General features: G+C 64.4%; 13 protein-coding genes. 3 read left to right on the top strand and 10 right to left on the bottom strand.

Annotated elements, in window-relative coordinates:
* Window positions 1-22: 22 nt before the first annotated feature.
* The 3 genes from lptE to AB8Z38_RS23280 all read right to left on the bottom strand — a co-directional run bounded on the left by lptE (window position 23) and on the right by AB8Z38_RS23280 (window position 5,055).
* The gene (gene lptE, locus AB8Z38_RS23290; RefSeq protein WP_369720123.1) at window positions 23-574 is read right to left on the bottom strand and encodes an LPS assembly lipoprotein LptE; all 552 of its coding nucleotides are present in this window, start codon (window positions 572-574) and stop codon (window positions 23-25) included.
* Window positions 561-3,197: a leucine--tRNA ligase gene (gene leuS, locus AB8Z38_RS23285; protein WP_369720122.1), complete on the bottom strand. Its 2,637-nt coding sequence runs from the start codon at window positions 3,195-3,197 to the stop codon at window positions 561-563. The genes lptE and leuS overlap by 14 nt, the downstream gene beginning before the upstream one ends.
* 160 nt (window positions 3,198-3,357) lie before the next feature.
* Window positions 3,358-5,055 (bottom strand): diguanylate cyclase domain-containing protein, encoded by a 1,698-nt coding sequence (locus AB8Z38_RS23280; RefSeq protein ID WP_369720121.1) that lies wholly within the window; start codon window positions 5,053-5,055, stop codon window positions 3,358-3,360.
* Window positions 5,056-5,163: 108 nt separating this feature from the next.
* On the opposite strand from AB8Z38_RS23280, the gene AB8Z38_RS23275 reads away from it, so the two are divergent.
* A complete protein-coding gene (locus AB8Z38_RS23275) occupies window positions 5,164-5,853 on the top strand; it encodes a YggS family pyridoxal phosphate-dependent enzyme (RefSeq protein ID WP_369720120.1) in 690 nt (229 codons plus the stop codon).
* Window positions 5,854-5,992: 139 nt separating this feature from the next.
* On the opposite strand, the gene AB8Z38_RS23270 is transcribed toward AB8Z38_RS23275, so the two are convergent.
* On the bottom strand, window positions 5,993-6,562 hold the full coding sequence (locus tag AB8Z38_RS23270; protein WP_369720119.1) for a L,D-transpeptidase: 570 nt from the start codon (window positions 6,560-6,562) through the stop codon (window positions 5,993-5,995).
* Window positions 6,563-6,765: 203 nt separating this feature from the next.
* Between AB8Z38_RS23270 and AB8Z38_RS23265 the strand changes: the two genes are divergently transcribed.
* Window positions 6,766-7,452 carry a response regulator transcription factor gene (locus AB8Z38_RS23265; RefSeq protein ID WP_007598630.1) on the top strand — a complete coding sequence of 229 codons (687 nt, stop codon included), beginning with the start codon at window positions 6,766-6,768 and terminating at the stop codon, window positions 7,450-7,452.
* Window positions 7,453-7,510: 58 nt separating this feature from the next.
* Window positions 7,511-7,954 (top strand): cyclic nucleotide-binding domain-containing protein, encoded by a 444-nt coding sequence (locus AB8Z38_RS23260; RefSeq protein WP_369720118.1) that lies wholly within the window; start codon window positions 7,511-7,513, stop codon window positions 7,952-7,954.
* A gap of 104 nt (window positions 7,955-8,058) precedes the next feature.
* On the opposite strand, the gene xth is transcribed toward AB8Z38_RS23260, so the two are convergent.
* The 6 genes from xth to AB8Z38_RS23230 form a co-directional block, all read right to left on the bottom strand.
* A complete protein-coding gene (xth, locus tag AB8Z38_RS23255; protein ID WP_369720117.1) occupies window positions 8,059-8,874 on the bottom strand; it encodes an exodeoxyribonuclease III in 816 nt (271 codons plus the stop codon).
* Window positions 8,875-9,071: 197 nt separating this feature from the next.
* Window positions 9,072-9,827 carry an outer-membrane lipoprotein carrier protein LolA gene (locus AB8Z38_RS23250; protein ID WP_369726580.1) on the bottom strand — a complete coding sequence of 252 codons (756 nt, stop codon included), beginning with the start codon at window positions 9,825-9,827 and terminating at the stop codon, window positions 9,072-9,074.
* Window positions 9,828-9,979: 152 nt separating this feature from the next.
* Window positions 9,980-12,451 carry a DNA translocase FtsK gene (locus AB8Z38_RS23245; RefSeq protein ID WP_369720116.1) on the bottom strand — a complete coding sequence of 824 codons (2,472 nt, stop codon included), beginning with the start codon at window positions 12,449-12,451 and terminating at the stop codon, window positions 9,980-9,982.
* Between the two features lie 8 nt (window positions 12,452-12,459).
* Window positions 12,460-13,674, bottom strand: a complete 1,215-nt coding sequence (locus AB8Z38_RS23240) for an aminotransferase class I/II-fold pyridoxal phosphate-dependent enzyme (protein WP_369720115.1) — start codon at window positions 13,672-13,674, stop codon at window positions 12,460-12,462.
* 352 nt (window positions 13,675-14,026) lie between these two features.
* Window positions 14,027-14,431, bottom strand: coding sequence for a GFA family protein (locus AB8Z38_RS23235; protein ID WP_369720114.1), 405 nt, complete (start codon window positions 14,429-14,431; stop codon window positions 14,027-14,029).
* Window positions 14,432-14,639: 208 nt separating this feature from the next.
* Window positions 14,640-16,088 (bottom strand): ammonium transporter, encoded by a 1,449-nt coding sequence (locus tag AB8Z38_RS23230; RefSeq protein ID WP_369720113.1) that lies wholly within the window; start codon window positions 16,086-16,088, stop codon window positions 14,640-14,642.
* Window positions 16,089-16,100: the final 12 nt, after the last annotated feature.

The raw sequence follows: 16,100 nt of genomic DNA, 5'->3' as shown, positions 1-16,100 counted from the left end.
AGATCGTCATGCCAGGAGCAACCTAAGTGCCTGCGGTGAAGAACGAGGCGAGCCGGGTGTTGATGTTCTCGGCGATCTCGTTGGCGGCACGATCCTCGGCATCACGCACCGCGCGGTTGCGGGAGAAGCGCTGATAGGAGCCGGGCATGTCGTAGGACACGCGCGAGAAGGTCGTCCCGGTCATCACCGACTTGCCGGTCGCGACCTCGATCAGATTGTACTGGCAGTCGATGCCGTAATTCTCGCTGCTCGGCAGGCCGGTATTGGGATCGATCATCAGGGAGGACTTGCTGCTGGTGAAGCGGATGTCCAGTCGGTGCGTCGGCGGCATGCCGGTGGCCGAGCCGTAGAGTTTGAACGCCAGCGCGTTGCGGACTTCGACTCCGACCCGGGCCTCGCGAGAGGCGTTCGGCTTCGAGATCGGCGGGAGATCCACCCCCATCAGCTTCTCGCGCAGGCCGGGGGTGCCGTCGGTATGCTCGGCATACATCGGCTGGAAGCACCCAGCCGTCAGCGCCGCCAATGCGGCAACCGCCAGCAAACGGGCTGCGATGCGGATCCTAGCCGACAACATTCACGATCCTCTTGGGGACGATGATCACTTTGCGGACGGGCTTGCCGTCCAGGGCCAGTTTTACCGCATCGAGCGCTAAAACGGCAGCCTCGATTTCCGGATTTTGGGCCGCTGTTGCAACCGTGACCTCACCCCGCTTCTTGCCGTTGACCTGGACCACCAGGGTCACGGCGTCTTCAACCAGCAAATCGCGTTCGATTTGCGGCCAATTGGCCTCGGAAACCAGCCCGTCATGGCCCAGGAGCTGCCAGCACTCCTCGGCCAGATGCGGCATCATCGGGGAGAACAGCTGGACCAGGATCCGGCCGGCCTCGCGGATCGCCCAAGCCAAATCCGGAGCAAGGCCGGGGGATGGCTGGCCGGCGCGCTGGAGCGCCTCTGACAGGGCGTTGGCGAATTCGCGGATATGGGCGAGGCAGACGTTGAAATGCAGCCGCTCGATGCCGGTCGTGACCTTGTCCAGCGCGCCATGGGCGGCCTTGCGCAAAGCGGTCGCGTCGGGGCCGAACGAGGCCGGTCGCGCCGCGGGTGCGGTCTTGGCAAGCTCCACGGAGTCGTTCAGGAGCCGCCACAGCCGCTGCAGGAAGCGCGAGGCGCCCTGGACGCGCTCGTCGCTCCAGATCACGTCGCGGTCGGGCGGCGAGTCCGACAGCATGAACCAGCGCGCGACATCGGCGCCGTAGGTCTCGATGATGTCGTCGGGGTCGACCGTGTTCTTCTTGGACTTCGACATCTTCTCGATCGGACCGATCGTGATGTCCTCGCCGGTTGCCATCAGGACCGCGCGCCTGCCGTTACCGCCGACCTCGATCTTGACCTCGGCCGGCTGCACATAGGCGCCGTCGGCCTTCTGGTAGGTCTCGTGCACCACCATGCCCTGGGTGAACATGCCGGCGAAGGGCTCGTCCATGGCGATGTGGCCGGTCGCCTTCATCGCGCGGACGAAGAAGCGGCTGTAGAGCAGATGCAGGATGGCGTGCTCGACGCCGCCGATATACTGGTCGACCGGCATCATCCGGTTGACGATCGCGGGGGTCGTCGGGGCGTTTTCGTTCCAGGGATCAGTGAAGCGCGCAAAATACCAGGACGAGTCCACGAACGTGTCCATGGTGTCGGTTTCGCGGCTCGCCGCGCCGCCGCATTGCGGGCAGGTGACGTGCTTCCAGGTCGGGTGATGGTCGAGCGCATTGCCCGGCTTGTCGAAGGTCGCGTCATCCGGCAGCTTCACCGGCAGCTCCGCGTCCGGCACCGGCACGACGTCGCATTTCGGGCAATGGATGATAGGGATCGGGCAACCCCAATAGCGCTGCCGCGAAATGCCCCAGTCGCGCAGCCGGAAATTGACCTGACGCTCGCCGACCGGCGCATTGCCGCGCAGCTCGTTTTCAAGGCGTTTTGCGACTTCGTCCTTGGCTTGCTCGATGGTCATGCCGTCGAGAAAGCGGGAATTGATCATGCGGCCGTCACCGTCATAGGCGGTGTCGGTGATGACAAAAGCCTTGGGATCCTGGCCCTCGGGGCACACCACCGGCGTGTTGCCGAGATTGTACTTGTTGACGAAGTCGAGGTCGCGCTGGTCATGCGCCGGGCAGCCGAAGATCGCGCCGGTGCCGTATTCCATCAGCACGAAGTTCGCGACATAGACCGGCAGCTTCCAGCTGGAATCGAACGGGTGCAGCGCGCGGATGCCGGTGTCAAAACCCTGCTTCTCCGCGGTGTCGATGATCTCCTGCGCGGTGCCCATCTTCTTGATGTCGGCGATGAACTCCGCGAGCTTCGGGTTCTTGGCGGCGGCGGCCTGCGCCAGCGGATGATCCGCCGAGATCGCCATGAACTTCGCGCCGAACAGCGTGTCGGGCCGCGTCGTGAAGATCTTCAGCTCGCTCTCGCCCGCGGGCGTCGTCGCCTGATCCAGCGCGAAGCGGACCAGCAGGCCCTCGGAGCGGCCGATCCAGTTGCGCTGCATCAGCCGCACCTTGTCGGGCCAGCGGTCCAGATCGTCCAGCGCGTCCAGCAGCTCCTGCGAGTACTTCGTGATCTTGAAGACCCACTGGTTCATTTCCCGTTGTTCGACAACGGCTCCCGAACGCCAGCCGCGGCCGTCGATCACCTGCTCGTTGGCGAGCACGGTCATGTCGACTGGGTCCCAGTTCACCTTGCGCTTCTCGCGCTCGGCGAGACCGGCGCGCAGGAAGTCCAGAAACAGCTTCTGCTGGTGCTTGTAATAGGAGGGATCGCAGGTCGCGATCTCGCGGCTCCAGTCCAGCGACAGCCCGATCGAGCGGAGCTGCTTCTTCATCGCGGCGATGTTGTCGTAGGTCCAGGCCTTTGGCGCGACCTTGCGCTCGATGGCGGCATTCTCGGCCGGCAGGCCGAACGCGTCCCAGCCCATCGGGTGCAGCACGTTAAAACCCTTGGCGCGCATGAAGCGGGCCAGCACGTCGCCGAGGGTGTAATTGCGGACATGGCCGATATGGATGCGCCCGGACGGATAGGGGAACATCTCCAGCACGTAGTATTTCGGCCGCGGATCGTCGTTCTTGGAGACGAAGATCGCCTGCTCGTCCCATTGGCGTTGCCAGCGCGGTTCGGCGTCGCGGGCGTTATAGCGTTCGGAGGTCATGGAATCGTTGGGCTTTTCGTGAGTTCGGGCCGGCTAAAGAGGCCGGACTAGGCCATAAAAGCCTACAACGGGTCAATGGCTTGCCGCGCGTCAGGAACCGACCGCCCGCGCTATCTCGGCAAGTGCGGTCGCCGCAATCGCGTCATGGCTGCCGGGCCGGCTAGCCCGCCATCGCGATCTCGCCCGTGGCGCCCTCGATCCGCAAAATGCCGTGTTGGACGACATTGTTGCGGCCGCGGTGCTTGGCGGCATAGAGCGCCGCGTCGGCGGCTTCGATCAGATCGCCCGGACGCAAGGTCTCGTTGGGCCGCGTCGCGGCCACGCCGATCGAGACCGTGACGATCATGTGAGCGGACGTGATGTGGGGCAGGCAGAGCTTCAGCACGGCCGCGCGCACCAGCTCGCCGATCTCGACCGCGCGCATCACGTCGGTGTTGGGCAGCAACAGGCAGAATTCTTCGCCGCCGTAACGCGCGGCAAAGCCCATGGTGTCGGCGGCGATGCCGGACAGCGACTCGCCGAGCCGGGTCAGGCAGGAGTCGCCCTCGAGATGGCCATAGGTGTCGTTGAACAGCTTGAAATGGTCGACGTCGATCATCAGCAGCGCGAGCTCGCTGCCATATTGCTGCGCGCGCATCCATTCGAAGTCGAGACGACTCTGGAAGCCGCGGCGATTGGCGAGCCCCGACAGCATGTCGATCGAAGCCATCACGGTCAGCCGGTCATTGCTCGCGATCAGCTCGCGCTCGCGCTGGCTCAGCTGCGCGGCCATGGCGTTGAACGCGCGCGCCAGCGGCACGAATTCGGACGGCAGGCGATTGCGCGCCGCGCGCGCCGACAGGTCGCCCTCGCCAAGGCGCTTGGCCATGTCCGCCAGCATCTCGATCGGGTTGATCACCAGCTTCTCGGCGGCGATCAGCGCACCGAGCAGCACGAACATCACGACGAAGGCAAGCTGGAGATAGGCGGTGCGGATATCGCGGCTGACCGCCGCAGACACCTTGTCCTCGTCGATGCTGGCGATCAGGCGGGCATTGGTGCCGGCAATGCGGGTGAAGCTGACCGCGCGCTGCGAGCCGTCGGCGGCGAGGAACGACAGCGAGCCCTCGTCCTGGTCCGAACGGAGCGCCATGTCGGCAATCGCCGCCATCAGCGGCATGTTGTCGAGCGGACGTCCGACTGCGCTGCGCTGATCGGCGGGCGCAGCCAGCACGGTGCCGGCGCTGTCGACCAGCACCGCCGTGATGCCGGGACGGCCGCCAAGATTGTTCATGACCTTCGACATCCAGTCGAGATTGACGGTCGCGAGCACGACGGCGTCAGCGACGCCGCTGAACGCAGAGACCGGATACACCGCCATCACAGTCGGCGACGGCACCGGCTGCGACATGATGAAGTCCGACAGCACGAAGCGGCCGGTCTCCTGCGCCTGCTGGAAATAGGGGCGCTCGCTGAGGTCGAGGCCGACATACATATTGTTGGTCGCGCACTGGATGCGGCCGTCCTGGCCGGCGATCAAGAGCGTGCGGATCCAGGGAAGGCTCGTCGGCAGGCTGGCGCGCAGCACGTCGCAGCTTTTGCTGACACCGCCGGCGGAGGCGCGGATAAAGGCTTCCGATTTCAGGATGGTCTCGACCGACGAGATCACTTCGCGCTGCGCATCGGCGCTATGCCTCGCCACGGTGGTGAATTCGGTCGTGGCCTGCGCGATCTGTTTGGTACGCGTGTCCTCGAGCGAACGGATCCGCTCGAGCATCAAGGGAGCGACCAGAATCACCGCGAGCAACGCAAGCCGCGCCCGGATTCCGAGGACCTGCTTGAGTTTTGCTCGCTTGCGGTTGAAACTGACGTTTGCCATCTTCGCTGCCCACCCCAATCGGCAAGGTAAAGCGAAGGGTTCAAAAACCCTTTCTTGAACTCGGTAAAATTGGAACTAACTCCGTCACTCCTGCAGCCGATCGATGTGATGACAGAAGCCAACGCCGCGCCGGTAACCGGCCATTCACCAAACGCGCTCGCCGCCGTCGAGGCGGAAATCGCGCGTGCCTGCAAGGACGCGCGGCGCGAGCGCGCCTCGGTCACGCTGATCGCGGTGTCCAAGACCTTTGCCGCGGATGCAATTATCCCCGTCATCGGCGCCGGACAGCGCGTATTCGGCGAGAATCGCGTGCAGGAGACCAAAGGCAAATGGCCGCAGTTAACCTCTGTTTACCCCGGTATCGCGCTGCATCTGATCGGGCCGCTGCAATCGAACAAGGCGAAAGAGGCGGTGGCGCTGTTCGACGCCATCCATTCGGTTGACCGTCCGAGCATTTGCCAGGCGTTAGCCAAGGAAATCGAATCCCAGAAAAAGCACCCGCAATTGTTCGTCCAGATCAACACCGGTGAGGAGCCGCAGAAGGCCGGCATCGCGCCGGGTGAGGCCGATGCCTTCCTCGCGAGCTGCCGCGACACCTATGGGCTGACGATCTCCGGGCTGATGTGCATCCCACCGGTGGACGAGCCGCCGGCGGCGCATTTCGCGCTCACCGCCAAGATCGCCGCGCGCAACGGACTGAGTAATCTGTCGATGGGCATGAGCGCGGACTATGCCACCGCCATCATGCTCGGCGCCACGCATGTCCGCGTGGGCAGCGCGATCTTCGGGCACCGCTAGCAGTCGTTACCGACGGCCGCGAGCCATACGAACTCTCGATTTCGTCATTGCGAGCGAAGCGACGCAATCCAGAGTGCCTCTCCGGAAAGATTCTGGATTGCTTCGCTTCGCTCGCAATCTCTCGTCGAGAGATACGTCCTCACCCGATGATGATGCGTGTTCGTGGTCCCAATCGCCGCAGCAATTGCAGCATCGCTGATTTCGTCATGGAGACACAGCCTGCGGTTGGCGCAAAATTGTCGCGGACCAGGTGCAAAAACACCGCGCTGCCGCGGCCGGCGATGCGTGGCCGCCTGTTGTGGTCGATCTCGATGATGAAATCATAGAGATGGTCGGTGCGCTTGAGCCGGTCGCCGCCCTGCCCGCTTCCGCGCCGGATCCACTGGTTGTAGTGGCGGTCGCCGGGGTCCTCGCACCAGGCATCCGCGCCGGTGATGATCCGGGCCGGCAGAAATGTTTGCGGCCGGCTGTGGCGGTCGCCCCGCCACCACAATTGCCGCGGCCGGTAGCTGCCTCTGGGGGTGCCGCCATCGCCCTCGCGCTTGTTGGCCAAAATGCCGCCGCGCCCCAGCGCCACCGGAATGGTCAGCTGTCCGGCGGTCAGCCAGCCCCGGCGTGGATTGCCGGCGGCAGGCTTAACGCGGATTGCCGCGAGCGGGCCAAAGCGCCGTCTTTGAATGTAACTGTTTGAATTAGCTTTGTTTTTCATGTGAAAGCGCCGTGTCGAATTCATTACAGGACATTCATCAAACCGCCCTGCTATTCTGGGTTAAAGTAATTCCAGCTTGTGAATCGGTAACAGCCCACTACTTCAACACGAACAACAATAAAAATAGCGACCCCAAAACTTCCCATTACGGTTGAGTGCGGCATGTATGCGCGCCGAGCCGGACCCCAAAAGGATGACCCCCTATGGCCAATGCCCGCAAGATCCTGATCGTGGATGACGATACCGATCTGCGCGATACGTTGGTGGAGCAATTATCGCTACACGAAGAATTTGAAGCCTCGGCCGTGGATACCGGCGCCAAGGGTGCGAGCGCCGCAAAGGCCAACGCCCCCGATCTGGTGCTGATGGACGTCGGCCTCCCCGACACCGATGGCCGCGAGGTGGTCCGCTCCCTGCGCAAGGGCGGCTTCAAGGCGCCGATCATCATGCTCACCGGGCATGACACCGATTCCGACACGATTTTGGGCCTGGAGTCCGGCGCGAACGACTACGTGGCGAAACCCTTCCGGTTTGCCGTGCTGCTGGCCCGCATCCGCGCCCAGCTGCGCCAGCACGAGGCCAGCGAGGACGCGGTGTTCTCGGTCGGGCCCTACTCTTTCCGTCCGGGCTCCAAGATGCTGACCGCGGCCAATGCCCGCAAGGTCCGGCTGACGGAGAAAGAGACGGCGATCCTGCGCTTCCTCTACCGGGCCGGCCAGATGCCGGTGTCGCGCGAGACCCTGCTGCAGGAGGTCTGGGGCTACAATTCCGGCGTCACCACCCACACGCTGGAAACCCACATCTACCGCCTTCGCCAGAAGATCGAGAAGGACGCCGCCAACCCGGAAATCCTGGTGACGGAAGCCGGTGGCTACAAGCTGGTGCCGTGATACGCTTGATGGGCGTGCGAATCGTTTGAGATCGCGCGCCCTTGAGCCTCGGATCTGAATGTCAATCGACGACGACGTAGCGCTGCTCGAGCGAGTCCCGACACTGCGCCTGTTGGGAGACGCCTCGTTGCGCATGCTCGCGATCGGTTCCGAGCAGCGTGACTTCGTCCGCGGCGACGTCCTGTTCAATCTCGGCGACGACGCCGATGCCGGCTTCGTGGTCCAGCGCGGTGCCTTTCGCGTCGATGACGGTGCCGGCGCCGAGATGATCGCGGGCCCCGGCACGCTGATCGGCGAGCTCGCGCTGGTGGTGCCGATGAAGCGGCCCTCGGGCGCGGTCGCGCTGGAGCATTCCTCCGTCATCCGCATTGCGCGCAGCCTGTTTCAGCGCGTGCTCGAAAGCGATCCCGCCGCCGCGCTCCGCCTCCGCGACGAATTCGCGATCCGCTCGAGCCAGATCGCCAGCGACATCTTGATGGCGGGCAGCAAGCTCAGCACGTGAGTTGTCGTAGCCCGGATGGAGCGCAGCGCAATCCGGGATCTGCGCCTCCGGAAATGCCGCCCCGGATTGCGCTGCGCTCCATCCGGGCTACAGGCAGCGCGAGATCACACCTCCAGCGTCACCGTCACCGGAACATGATCCGACGGTCGTTCCCAGCTGCGGGCGTCGCGCAAGATCGTGAAATCGCTGACCGCGTCTTTCAGCGCGCGCGACACCCAGATGTGGTCGAGCCTGCGCCCGCGGTCGCCGACGGTCCAGTCAGCGGAGCGGTAGCTCCACCAGGTGTAGACTTTTTCCGACATCGCAATGCGTTCGCGTGCGACGTCGATCCATTCGCCCGCGTTCAGCGCGGCGTTGAGCTTCTCGGTTTCGACCGGCGTGTGCGACACCACCTTCAACAGCTGCTTGTGCGACCACACGTCGTTCTCGTGCGGCGCGACGTTGAGGTCGCCGACCAGGATGTGCCGGTCATCGCCGCGCGGATGCAGCGGTTCGCAGGCCGTCATCTCGTCGAGGAAGCGAAGCTTGTGGTCGAATTTTTCGTTCAGCGCCGGATCGGGAATGTCGCCGCCCGCGGGCACGTAGAAATTATGCACCACCAGCGGCTTTGCGATTTGCGCCTTCTCGCCAAACGACACCGAGATGTGGCGTGAATCAATCTTGTCGCAGAAGGTGCGGATGTCCTTGGACTCGAACGGAATCCTGGAGACGATGGCGACGCCGTGATAGCCCTTCTGCCCGTTCAGCGCGACGTGCTCGTAGCCGAGCCGCTTGAAGCGCTTCAGCGGGAAGGCGTCGTCGATGCACTTGGTCTCCTGCAGACACAGCACGTCCGGCCGCGCGCTCTTGAGAAATTTCGCGACCAGATCGATGCGCAGCCGCACCGAATTGATGTTCCAGGTTGTCAGGGAAAGACGCATGGGAATTGCGTCTTAGCATGGATTGGCGTGAGCGAAATGCTTGTCCACAGCGGCAGAATTGCAGGGTGGGCAAAGCGACTTGTCCGCCGTAGCGAGAAGAGCGAAGGCGGAAGCGTGCCCACCATGCTGACCGCGAGGAGGAGAGATGGTGGGCACGGCGCAAGGGCGCCTTTGCCCACCCTACGGCGATCGGGCGCTCAGCCCGGTGACGGTATATTGTAATTGGTGAAGTCGATCTTGAACATATTGGGATCGAGCTTCTTGCCCGCATCGAGATTATAGACCGCAATCGTGGTGTCGTAACCTTGCGGGTCGGTGACGGTCCATTGCTTCAGCTGGCCGTCCTTGGCGCCGATCATGAGCATGAGGCGGCTGGTACCGACGAGGGCCTGCTTCTCTTCGATCGTCACGCTGACAAAGACGTCGTCGGCGGTCACGTTGACGACGTTGGTGTCCTTCATCAGGTCGATGCGGTCCGACAGCAGGAAACGCAACGGCGTCTGCGACAGCGGATAGACGTCCTGCGTGGCGAGCTTGCGGTCGCGCACCACGACCGACGAGCCGTCGGCGACGATGTCGATCGGGCTCGGCGGGTCATATTCGAAGCGCACCTTGCCCGGCTTCTGGATGTAGAAATCGCCTTGCGTCTTGCTGCCGTCCGGACCGACCTGGACGAAGTTTCCGGCCAGCGTCGAGAGCGACGACAGATACGCGCTGACCTTGGCGGCCTGCGCCTTCTGGTTAGCATCGAAGGTCTGGAAGATGCTGCTCGGCACGTTGCGGCGCGGATCCGGAATCACCGGATTCGGCGGTGCCTGGGTCGCACCCGTCGTCGACGGTCCCGCCGACGCAGCGCTATCGCGGCCTTTCGGTGCCGGCTTCGGCACCGGCACGGTCTGCGCGAACGAGGCTGCGGTCACCATGGCTGCGGTGACGAGAAGCACGCCGGCCACGCGCGCGCTTCGCGCAGCGATGGCGGCAGTGAATTGAATCTCGGGATGTCTGATCAACGCGTCGTCCTGTGTGGCTGGGCGTCGTTTTAGCGTGATTTCGGGCAAAAGCAGATAACGTTTTTGCGTGAAACAGTGTTTTGAGGCGGTCCGCCTCACATATGGCTGTCTTCTTCCTCGACCAGGATCTCGCGCTTGCCGGCGTGGTTGGCGGGTCCGACAATGCCTTCCAGTTCCATGCGCTCCATCAACGATGCGGCGCGGTTGTAGCCGATTTGCAGACGGCGCTGGATGTAGCTGGTCGAGGCCTTGCGGTCGCGTTTGACGATGGCAACGGCCTGCGAGAACAAATCGCCGCCGCCATCGGCGCCCATGGCGGAAGCGTCGAACACCGCGCCGTCCTCGTCCTCGCTGGGCTCTTCGGCCGTGACCGCCTCGAGATATTCCGGCTGGCCCTGGGTCTTGAGGTGGCGCACCACCTTCTCGACTTCCTCGTCCGACGCGAAAGGTCCGTGCACGCGGCTGATGCGGCCGCCGCCGGCCATGTAGAGCATGTCGCCCTGGCCGAGCAGTTGTTCGGCACCCATTTCGCCGAGAATGGTGCGGCTGTCGATCTTGGATGTGACCTGGAACGCGATGCGGGTCGGAAAGTTCGCCTTGATGGTGCCGGTGATGACGTCGACCGACGGACGCTGGGTGGCGAGGATCACGTGCAGGCCGGCAGCGCGCGCCATCTGGGCCAGCCGTTGCACCGCGCCTTCGATGTCCTTGCCGGCGACCATCATCAGGTCGGCCATTTCGTCGACGATGATGACGATGTAGGGCAGCGGCTCCAGCGAGAGCTTTTCTTCCTCGTAGATCGCCTTGCCGGTTTCCTTGTCGAAGCCGGTATGCACGGTGCGCGTCGGTTCTTCGCCCTTGGCTTTCATTTCGAGCAGGCGCGCATTGTAGCCGTCGATGTTGCGCACACCGAGCTTGGCCATGTTCTTGTAGCGCTCCTCCATCTCGCGCACGGCCCATTTCAGTGCGACCACCGCCTTCTTCGGATCGGTCACGACAGGGGTGAGCAGATGTGGGATGCCGTCATAGACGGACAGTTCGAGCATCTTCGGATCGACCATGATCAACCGGCACTGGTCGGGACGCAGCCGGTAGACCAGGCTCAGGATCATGGTGTTGATCGCGACCGATTTGCCGGACCCGGTGGTGCCCGCGATCAGCATGTGCGGCGTGCGCGCGAGATCGATGATGACGGGATCGCCACCGATGGTCTTGCCGAGGCAGAGCGGCAGCTTGGCGACCGTATCCACGGTCTCCTTGGCGACCAGCAGCTCGCGCAGATAGACCTTTTCGCGATGGGCGTTCGGCAGTTCGATGCCGATGGCGTTGCGGCCGGGGACAACCGCGACGCGCGCCGACAGCGCGCTCATCGAGCGGGCGATGTCGTCGGACAATCCAATCACGCGCGATGATTTGATACCGGGCGCCGGCTCCAGCTCGTACAACGTGACGACGGGGCCGGGATTGGACTTCACGATCTCGCCGCGCACGCCGAAATCCTGCAGCACGCCCTCGAGCGCGCGCGAATTGGCTTCCAGCTCGGCCTTGCTGAGCGGCTGGCGATCGCCGGCCTTGGGCGCGGCCAGCACGGACACGGACGGCAGCTCGAACTTGTCGGAGGATTTCTTGGGCGCAGCCTTCGGTGCGGCCTTCTTGCGCGGTGCGCGCGCGGCCGGCACCTCCTCTTCCTCCTCTTCGTCTTCGTGCTCGTCCTCGTCCTCGTAATCCTCGTCCTCGGACGGCGGCGAGATCGAAGGCGCTGCGCGGCCGCCGAGATTGGGTTCCTGCCGGTTGAACGCAACCGCCTTCGCCTTCGGCGCGCTCGAGACCAGCGCGCGATATGCGGTGCCGAGCAGCCAGATCAGCCGCGCCTTGGTGCTCATCAGCGCATGGAACAGCCAGCCCAGCGACACCGAGCCGCGATCGCTATCCTCGTCTTCGTCGAGCGGCGTATCCTCGTCCTCGAGCGAGGCGAGCTCTTCCTCGTGCTCGCGCGCGCCGAGGCCGCAGGCGATCAGGAAGGTCACGGTTAGCGCGCCGAACAGGATCACGCCGAGCATGATGCGGTAGATCGCGCCGGGCGGTCCGAAGATCACCGCGGGCGCGCGCACCAGCGCATCGCCGACCACGCCGCCTAGCCCGGTCGGCAGCGGCCAGGCGCCGCCATGCGGCCAGCAGCTGACAAAGCCCGCCGCGATCACCGTGCACAGAATCCAGCAGCCGAGCCGCAGCGCTTCGCGGTCGAACGGCCGGTGGGTCATCATGCGCCAGCCCCACACCGCGACCGTCAGGATCAGCATGATCGCGCCGAGCCCGAGGATTTGCATCGCGAGGTCGGCACCGATCGCGCCGGCATAGCCCAGAATATTGCGGATCGGCCGCGAGGTCGCGTGGCTGAGGCTCGGATCCTGCACCGACCAGGTCATCAGCGCGGCAGACGCTGTACCCGATAGCGCGATCAGCCCGAGGCCGGTGAGCTCGCGCACGCGGCGGCTCAGCGCCTCGCGGATCGATGGCGGCAGATGGCCGACCATGGGAATGACACGTTCGATCGTCGACATGCTCATGGGCCCGCCTAACCCAGAGTCTCGACCAGGCGGTGCAGTGCCTGAGCCGTGGTCTCACTGTCCTGCACCAGCGCCAGGCGAATGTAGCCGGCACCGGGATTGAAGCCGTCGGGCTGACGCCGCGCCAGATAGGAGCCCGGCACCACGCGCACGCCGGCTTCCTTGAAGAGCTTCAGCGTGATCGAGACGTCGTCGCCGAGCTCCGACGTGTTGAGCCAGACGCAGAAGCCTGCGTCGGGCCGGCGATAGCCGTAACGATTGCCGATGATCTGGTCGGCGAGATCGAACTTGATCCGGTAGAGCCTGCGATTCTCCTCGACATGCGCCTCGTCGCCATAGGCGACGGTCGCGACATGCTGGAGCGGCACCGGCACCTGCGGCGCCGCGATGTTGCGCAGCTCCAGGAACGTGCCGATGAGCTTCTTGTCGCCGGCGGCGAAGCCGACGCGCAGGCCCGGCAGGTTGGAGCGCTTCGACAGCGACTGGAACGCAAGCACGCGGGTGAAATCGGGCCCAGCGCATTCGAGCGCGCTGCCCGGTGCCTGGCGGGTGTAGATTTCGGAGTAGCACTCGTCGCTCAGGATCACGAAGCCGTAGCGGTCGGAGAGGCCCTTCAGGCGCGTGAAATAATCGCGCGACGCGACCGAGCCCTGCGGATTGGCGGGCGAGGCCAGATAGAACGCCACCGTACGTGCCTTCGTCGCCTCGTCGATGGCGTCGAGATCGGGCAGGAAGCCGTTTTCGATCGTCGTCGGCAGATAGACCGGCTCGCAGGCCGCGGCGCCGGCGCCGGCGCCATAGACCGGATAGAACGGGTTCGGCATCAGGATGGCGGGCTTGCCGGGACGTGGGCCGACATAGCGCGCGGCTGCGATCGCGGCCAGGAACAGCCCTTCCCGGCTGCCATTGAGGACGAGAATCTCGCTCTCGGGGTCGAGCGGTCGCGGCAGCTTGAAGCGCGACGACAACCAGGCACCCGCGGCTTTGCGGAACGGGTCGGTGCCCTTGTTCATGGGGTAACGGCCGAAATCGGCGATGTGCTTGGCCAGCACCGGGCCGACGAAATCGGGAACCGGATGCTGTGGCTCGCCGACTGCGAGTGAAATCAACGGCTTGCCGGGCTGATGCGGCGCCAGTAGCTCGTTCAGCCGGACGAAGGGCGAGCGTTCGGTATCGGAGCTTCCACTGCCCTGCGGCGCTCGGGATGAAGCGGTCATAGCCATTTCGTTGGGCGCCAGCACTCTTGGAACAGCCGGTCGCGCGAGCGCACCGGCGGGAAGCGGTTCAGTCCACCATAGATAGGGCGAGGTTAAGACGCGATTAACCATCGGTCTTTCGCGCCATCAAGAGTCATTTCCGTGACCCCGATCGGAGGTCCGCTCCGTCCAGAGCGGGATGGCGGTGCTGGTCTCACCTCTCCCGCTTGCGGGAGAGGTCGGCGCGTCCGGGCGATGCGAAGCATCGTCCCGCGCGCCGGGTGAGGGTTCTCTCAACGCAGGGACTATCCCGATGTTGAGCCACCCTTTCCCCAACCCTCCCCCGCAATCGGGGGAGGGAGCGCACCGTCATCTGGGCCTAATGCCCCGGCAACTTCTCGAATGCCGGCATGCCCGACGGGATCGCGTTGAACTCCTGCTTGTCGCAGGTGTAGATCGCCATCTGCGGATGGAACTGCGCCGGCTCGTCCAGCGTGCCGACCTTCAAGACCGCCGCCGGCAGTCCCGGGACTTTTGTCACCAGATGGGTGCCGCATTCGGCGCAGAATTCGCGCGTCACGGCGCGGGCGAGATCCTTCCGCGCGAACTGCTTGGGCTCGCCGGTGATGTAGGTGAAGCCCGCCGCCGGCATCGCAATGAACAGGTTCGGCGCGCCGCCGGAGATGTACTGGCACTCGCGGCAATGACACTCCGCCTGCATCATCGGGTCGCCCTCGGCCACGTAGCGCACTTCGCCGCAATAGCATCCGCCTTCCAAACGCATGACGACCTCCCGATTATTGTTGGTTGTGGTCGATATTTCTGCGCCGGCCGCTTCGAATGGCAACCTTTTTCTTCGCGCCGTCGCCGTCCAAAAAGAAAGGGGCTCCAACTTGCGCTGGAGCCCCTCAACGGTCGGGGCATTGCCGGGTATGTGCCCAAACCGTAGTTGTGGGTGCGATCCCCGGGAGGATCGCGCCCCGGGAGGAGAGTTACATGTTGTAGGCGCGCTCGGTGTGCTCGGTGATGTCGAGGCCTTCACGCTCGGTCTCGACATTCGCGCGGAGCCCAACGATCACGTCGACGACCTTGTAGAGGATCGCCGAACCGATGCCCGACCACACCAGCGTGGTGCAGACGGCCTCGATCTGGGAGATCATCTGCGCCGTGAAGTCGTAATCGGCAACCTTGGGCGGGATCGCGGTGTAGTCGATGATGCCCGCACCACCGAGAGCCGGATTGACCAGGATGCCGGTGCCGAGAGCGCCGATGATGCCGCCGATGCAATGCACGCCGAACACGTCGAGCGAGTCGTCGTAGCCGAGCGCGTTCTTCACGACGGTGCAGAAGAACAGGCAGACCACGCCGACCACGAGGCCGAGGACGATCGCACCCATCACGCCGGAGAAGCCGGCCGCAGGCGTCACCGCCACGAGGCCCGCGACAGCGCCGGAGATGACGCCGAGCACCGACGGGTGACCCTTGATGATCCACTCCGCGAACATCCACGACAGCGCGGCGGCTGCAGTGGCGACGAAGGAGTTGGTCATGGCAAGCGCAGCGCCGCCGTTGGCTTCGAGGTTGGAGCCGGCGTTGAAGCCGAACCAGCCGACCCAGAGCAGCGAGGCGCCGATCATCGACATGGTCAGCGAGTGCGGAGCCATCAGCTCCTTGCCGTAGCCGGTGCGCTTGCCGATCAGGAGAGCGCCGACGAGACCTGCGATGCCGGCGTTGATGTGCACCACGGTGCCGCCAGCGAAGTCGATCGCGCCCTTCTTGAAGATCCAGCCGGCGTCGGCGTTGATCTCGTCGAGCTTGGCCTGGGCCGCGGTCTTCGCCGCTCCGTCAGCCGCAGCAGCGAGTGCCTTGGCCGCATCCTGGATCGCGTCCGGGCCGGGCCAGTACCAGACCATGTGCGCGATCGGGAAGTAGATCAGCGTGACCCAGAGCGGGATGAACAGGGCGATCGCCGAGAACTTCATGCGCTCGGCGAAGGCGCCGACGATGAGGGCGGGCGTGATCGCCGCGAAAGTCATCTGGAAGCACACATAGACGAGCTCCGAGATGTTGGCGTCGACGCTGAAGGTCGCAGCCTTCGAATCGGTGGTCACGCCCATCATGAAGGCTTTGGAGAAGCCGCCGATGAAGTCGGAGCCGCCGGTGAAGGCCAGGCTGTAGCCGTACACGGCCCAGATCACGGTGACGACGCAGACGGTGTAGAAGACCTGCATCAGGACAGAGAGCATGTTCTTGGAACGGACGAGGCCGCCGTAGAACAGCGCGAGACCCGGGATCGTCATCAACAGCACGAGCACTGTCGATGTCAGCATCCAGGCGTTGTCTCCCTTATTGACCGTTGGCTCGGCATAGGCTGCGGTCGCAGCGAACAGGCCGACTGCGAGAGCCGCCAATCCCGCGCCATAGGGACGCTTAAACGTCATTTCATTTACTCC

Origin of the sequence: Bradyrhizobium sp. LLZ17, assembly GCF_041200145.1 — a bacterium.
Taxonomy (GTDB): Bacteria; Pseudomonadota; Alphaproteobacteria; order Rhizobiales; family Xanthobacteraceae; genus Bradyrhizobium.
Note: the sequence above shows the minus strand (reverse complement) of the source record. Positions and strands in the feature narration are given on the sequence as shown.

What these genes read in the sequence shown, in the direction of transcription:
- AB8Z38_RS23275 (WP_369720120.1), top strand. Translation starts at nt 5,164, where the DNA reads ATGACAGAAGCCAACGCCGCGCCGGTAACCGGCCATTCACCAAACGCG.
- AB8Z38_RS23240 (WP_369720115.1), bottom strand. Translation starts at nt 13,674, where the DNA reads ATGGCTATGACCGCTTCATCCCGAGCGCCGCAGGGCAGTGGAAGCTCC.
- AB8Z38_RS23260 (WP_369720118.1), top strand. Translation starts at nt 7,511, where the DNA reads ATGTCAATCGACGACGACGTAGCGCTGCTCGAGCGAGTCCCGACACTG.
- xth (WP_369720117.1), bottom strand. Translation starts at nt 8,874, where the DNA reads ATGCGTCTTTCCCTGACAACCTGGAACATCAATTCGGTGCGGCTGCGC.
- AB8Z38_RS23280 (WP_369720121.1), bottom strand. Translation starts at nt 5,055, where the DNA reads ATGGCAAACGTCAGTTTCAACCGCAAGCGAGCAAAACTCAAGCAGGTC.
- lptE (WP_369720123.1), bottom strand. Translation starts at nt 574, where the DNA reads ATGTTGTCGGCTAGGATCCGCATCGCAGCCCGTTTGCTGGCGGTTGCC.
- AB8Z38_RS23230 (WP_369720113.1), bottom strand. Translation starts at nt 16,088, where the DNA reads ATGACGTTTAAGCGTCCCTATGGCGCGGGATTGGCGGCTCTCGCAGTC.
- leuS (WP_369720122.1), bottom strand. Translation starts at nt 3,197, where the DNA reads ATGACCTCCGAACGCTATAACGCCCGCGACGCCGAACCGCGCTGGCAA.
- AB8Z38_RS23265 (WP_007598630.1), top strand. Translation starts at nt 6,766, where the DNA reads ATGGCCAATGCCCGCAAGATCCTGATCGTGGATGACGATACCGATCTG.
- AB8Z38_RS23235 (WP_369720114.1), bottom strand. Translation starts at nt 14,431, where the DNA reads ATGCGTTTGGAAGGCGGATGCTATTGCGGCGAAGTGCGCTACGTGGCC.
- AB8Z38_RS23245 (WP_369720116.1), bottom strand. Translation starts at nt 12,451, where the DNA reads ATGAGCATGTCGACGATCGAACGTGTCATTCCCATGGTCGGCCATCTG.
- AB8Z38_RS23270 (WP_369720119.1), bottom strand. Translation starts at nt 6,562, where the DNA reads ATGAAAAACAAAGCTAATTCAAACAGTTACATTCAAAGACGGCGCTTT.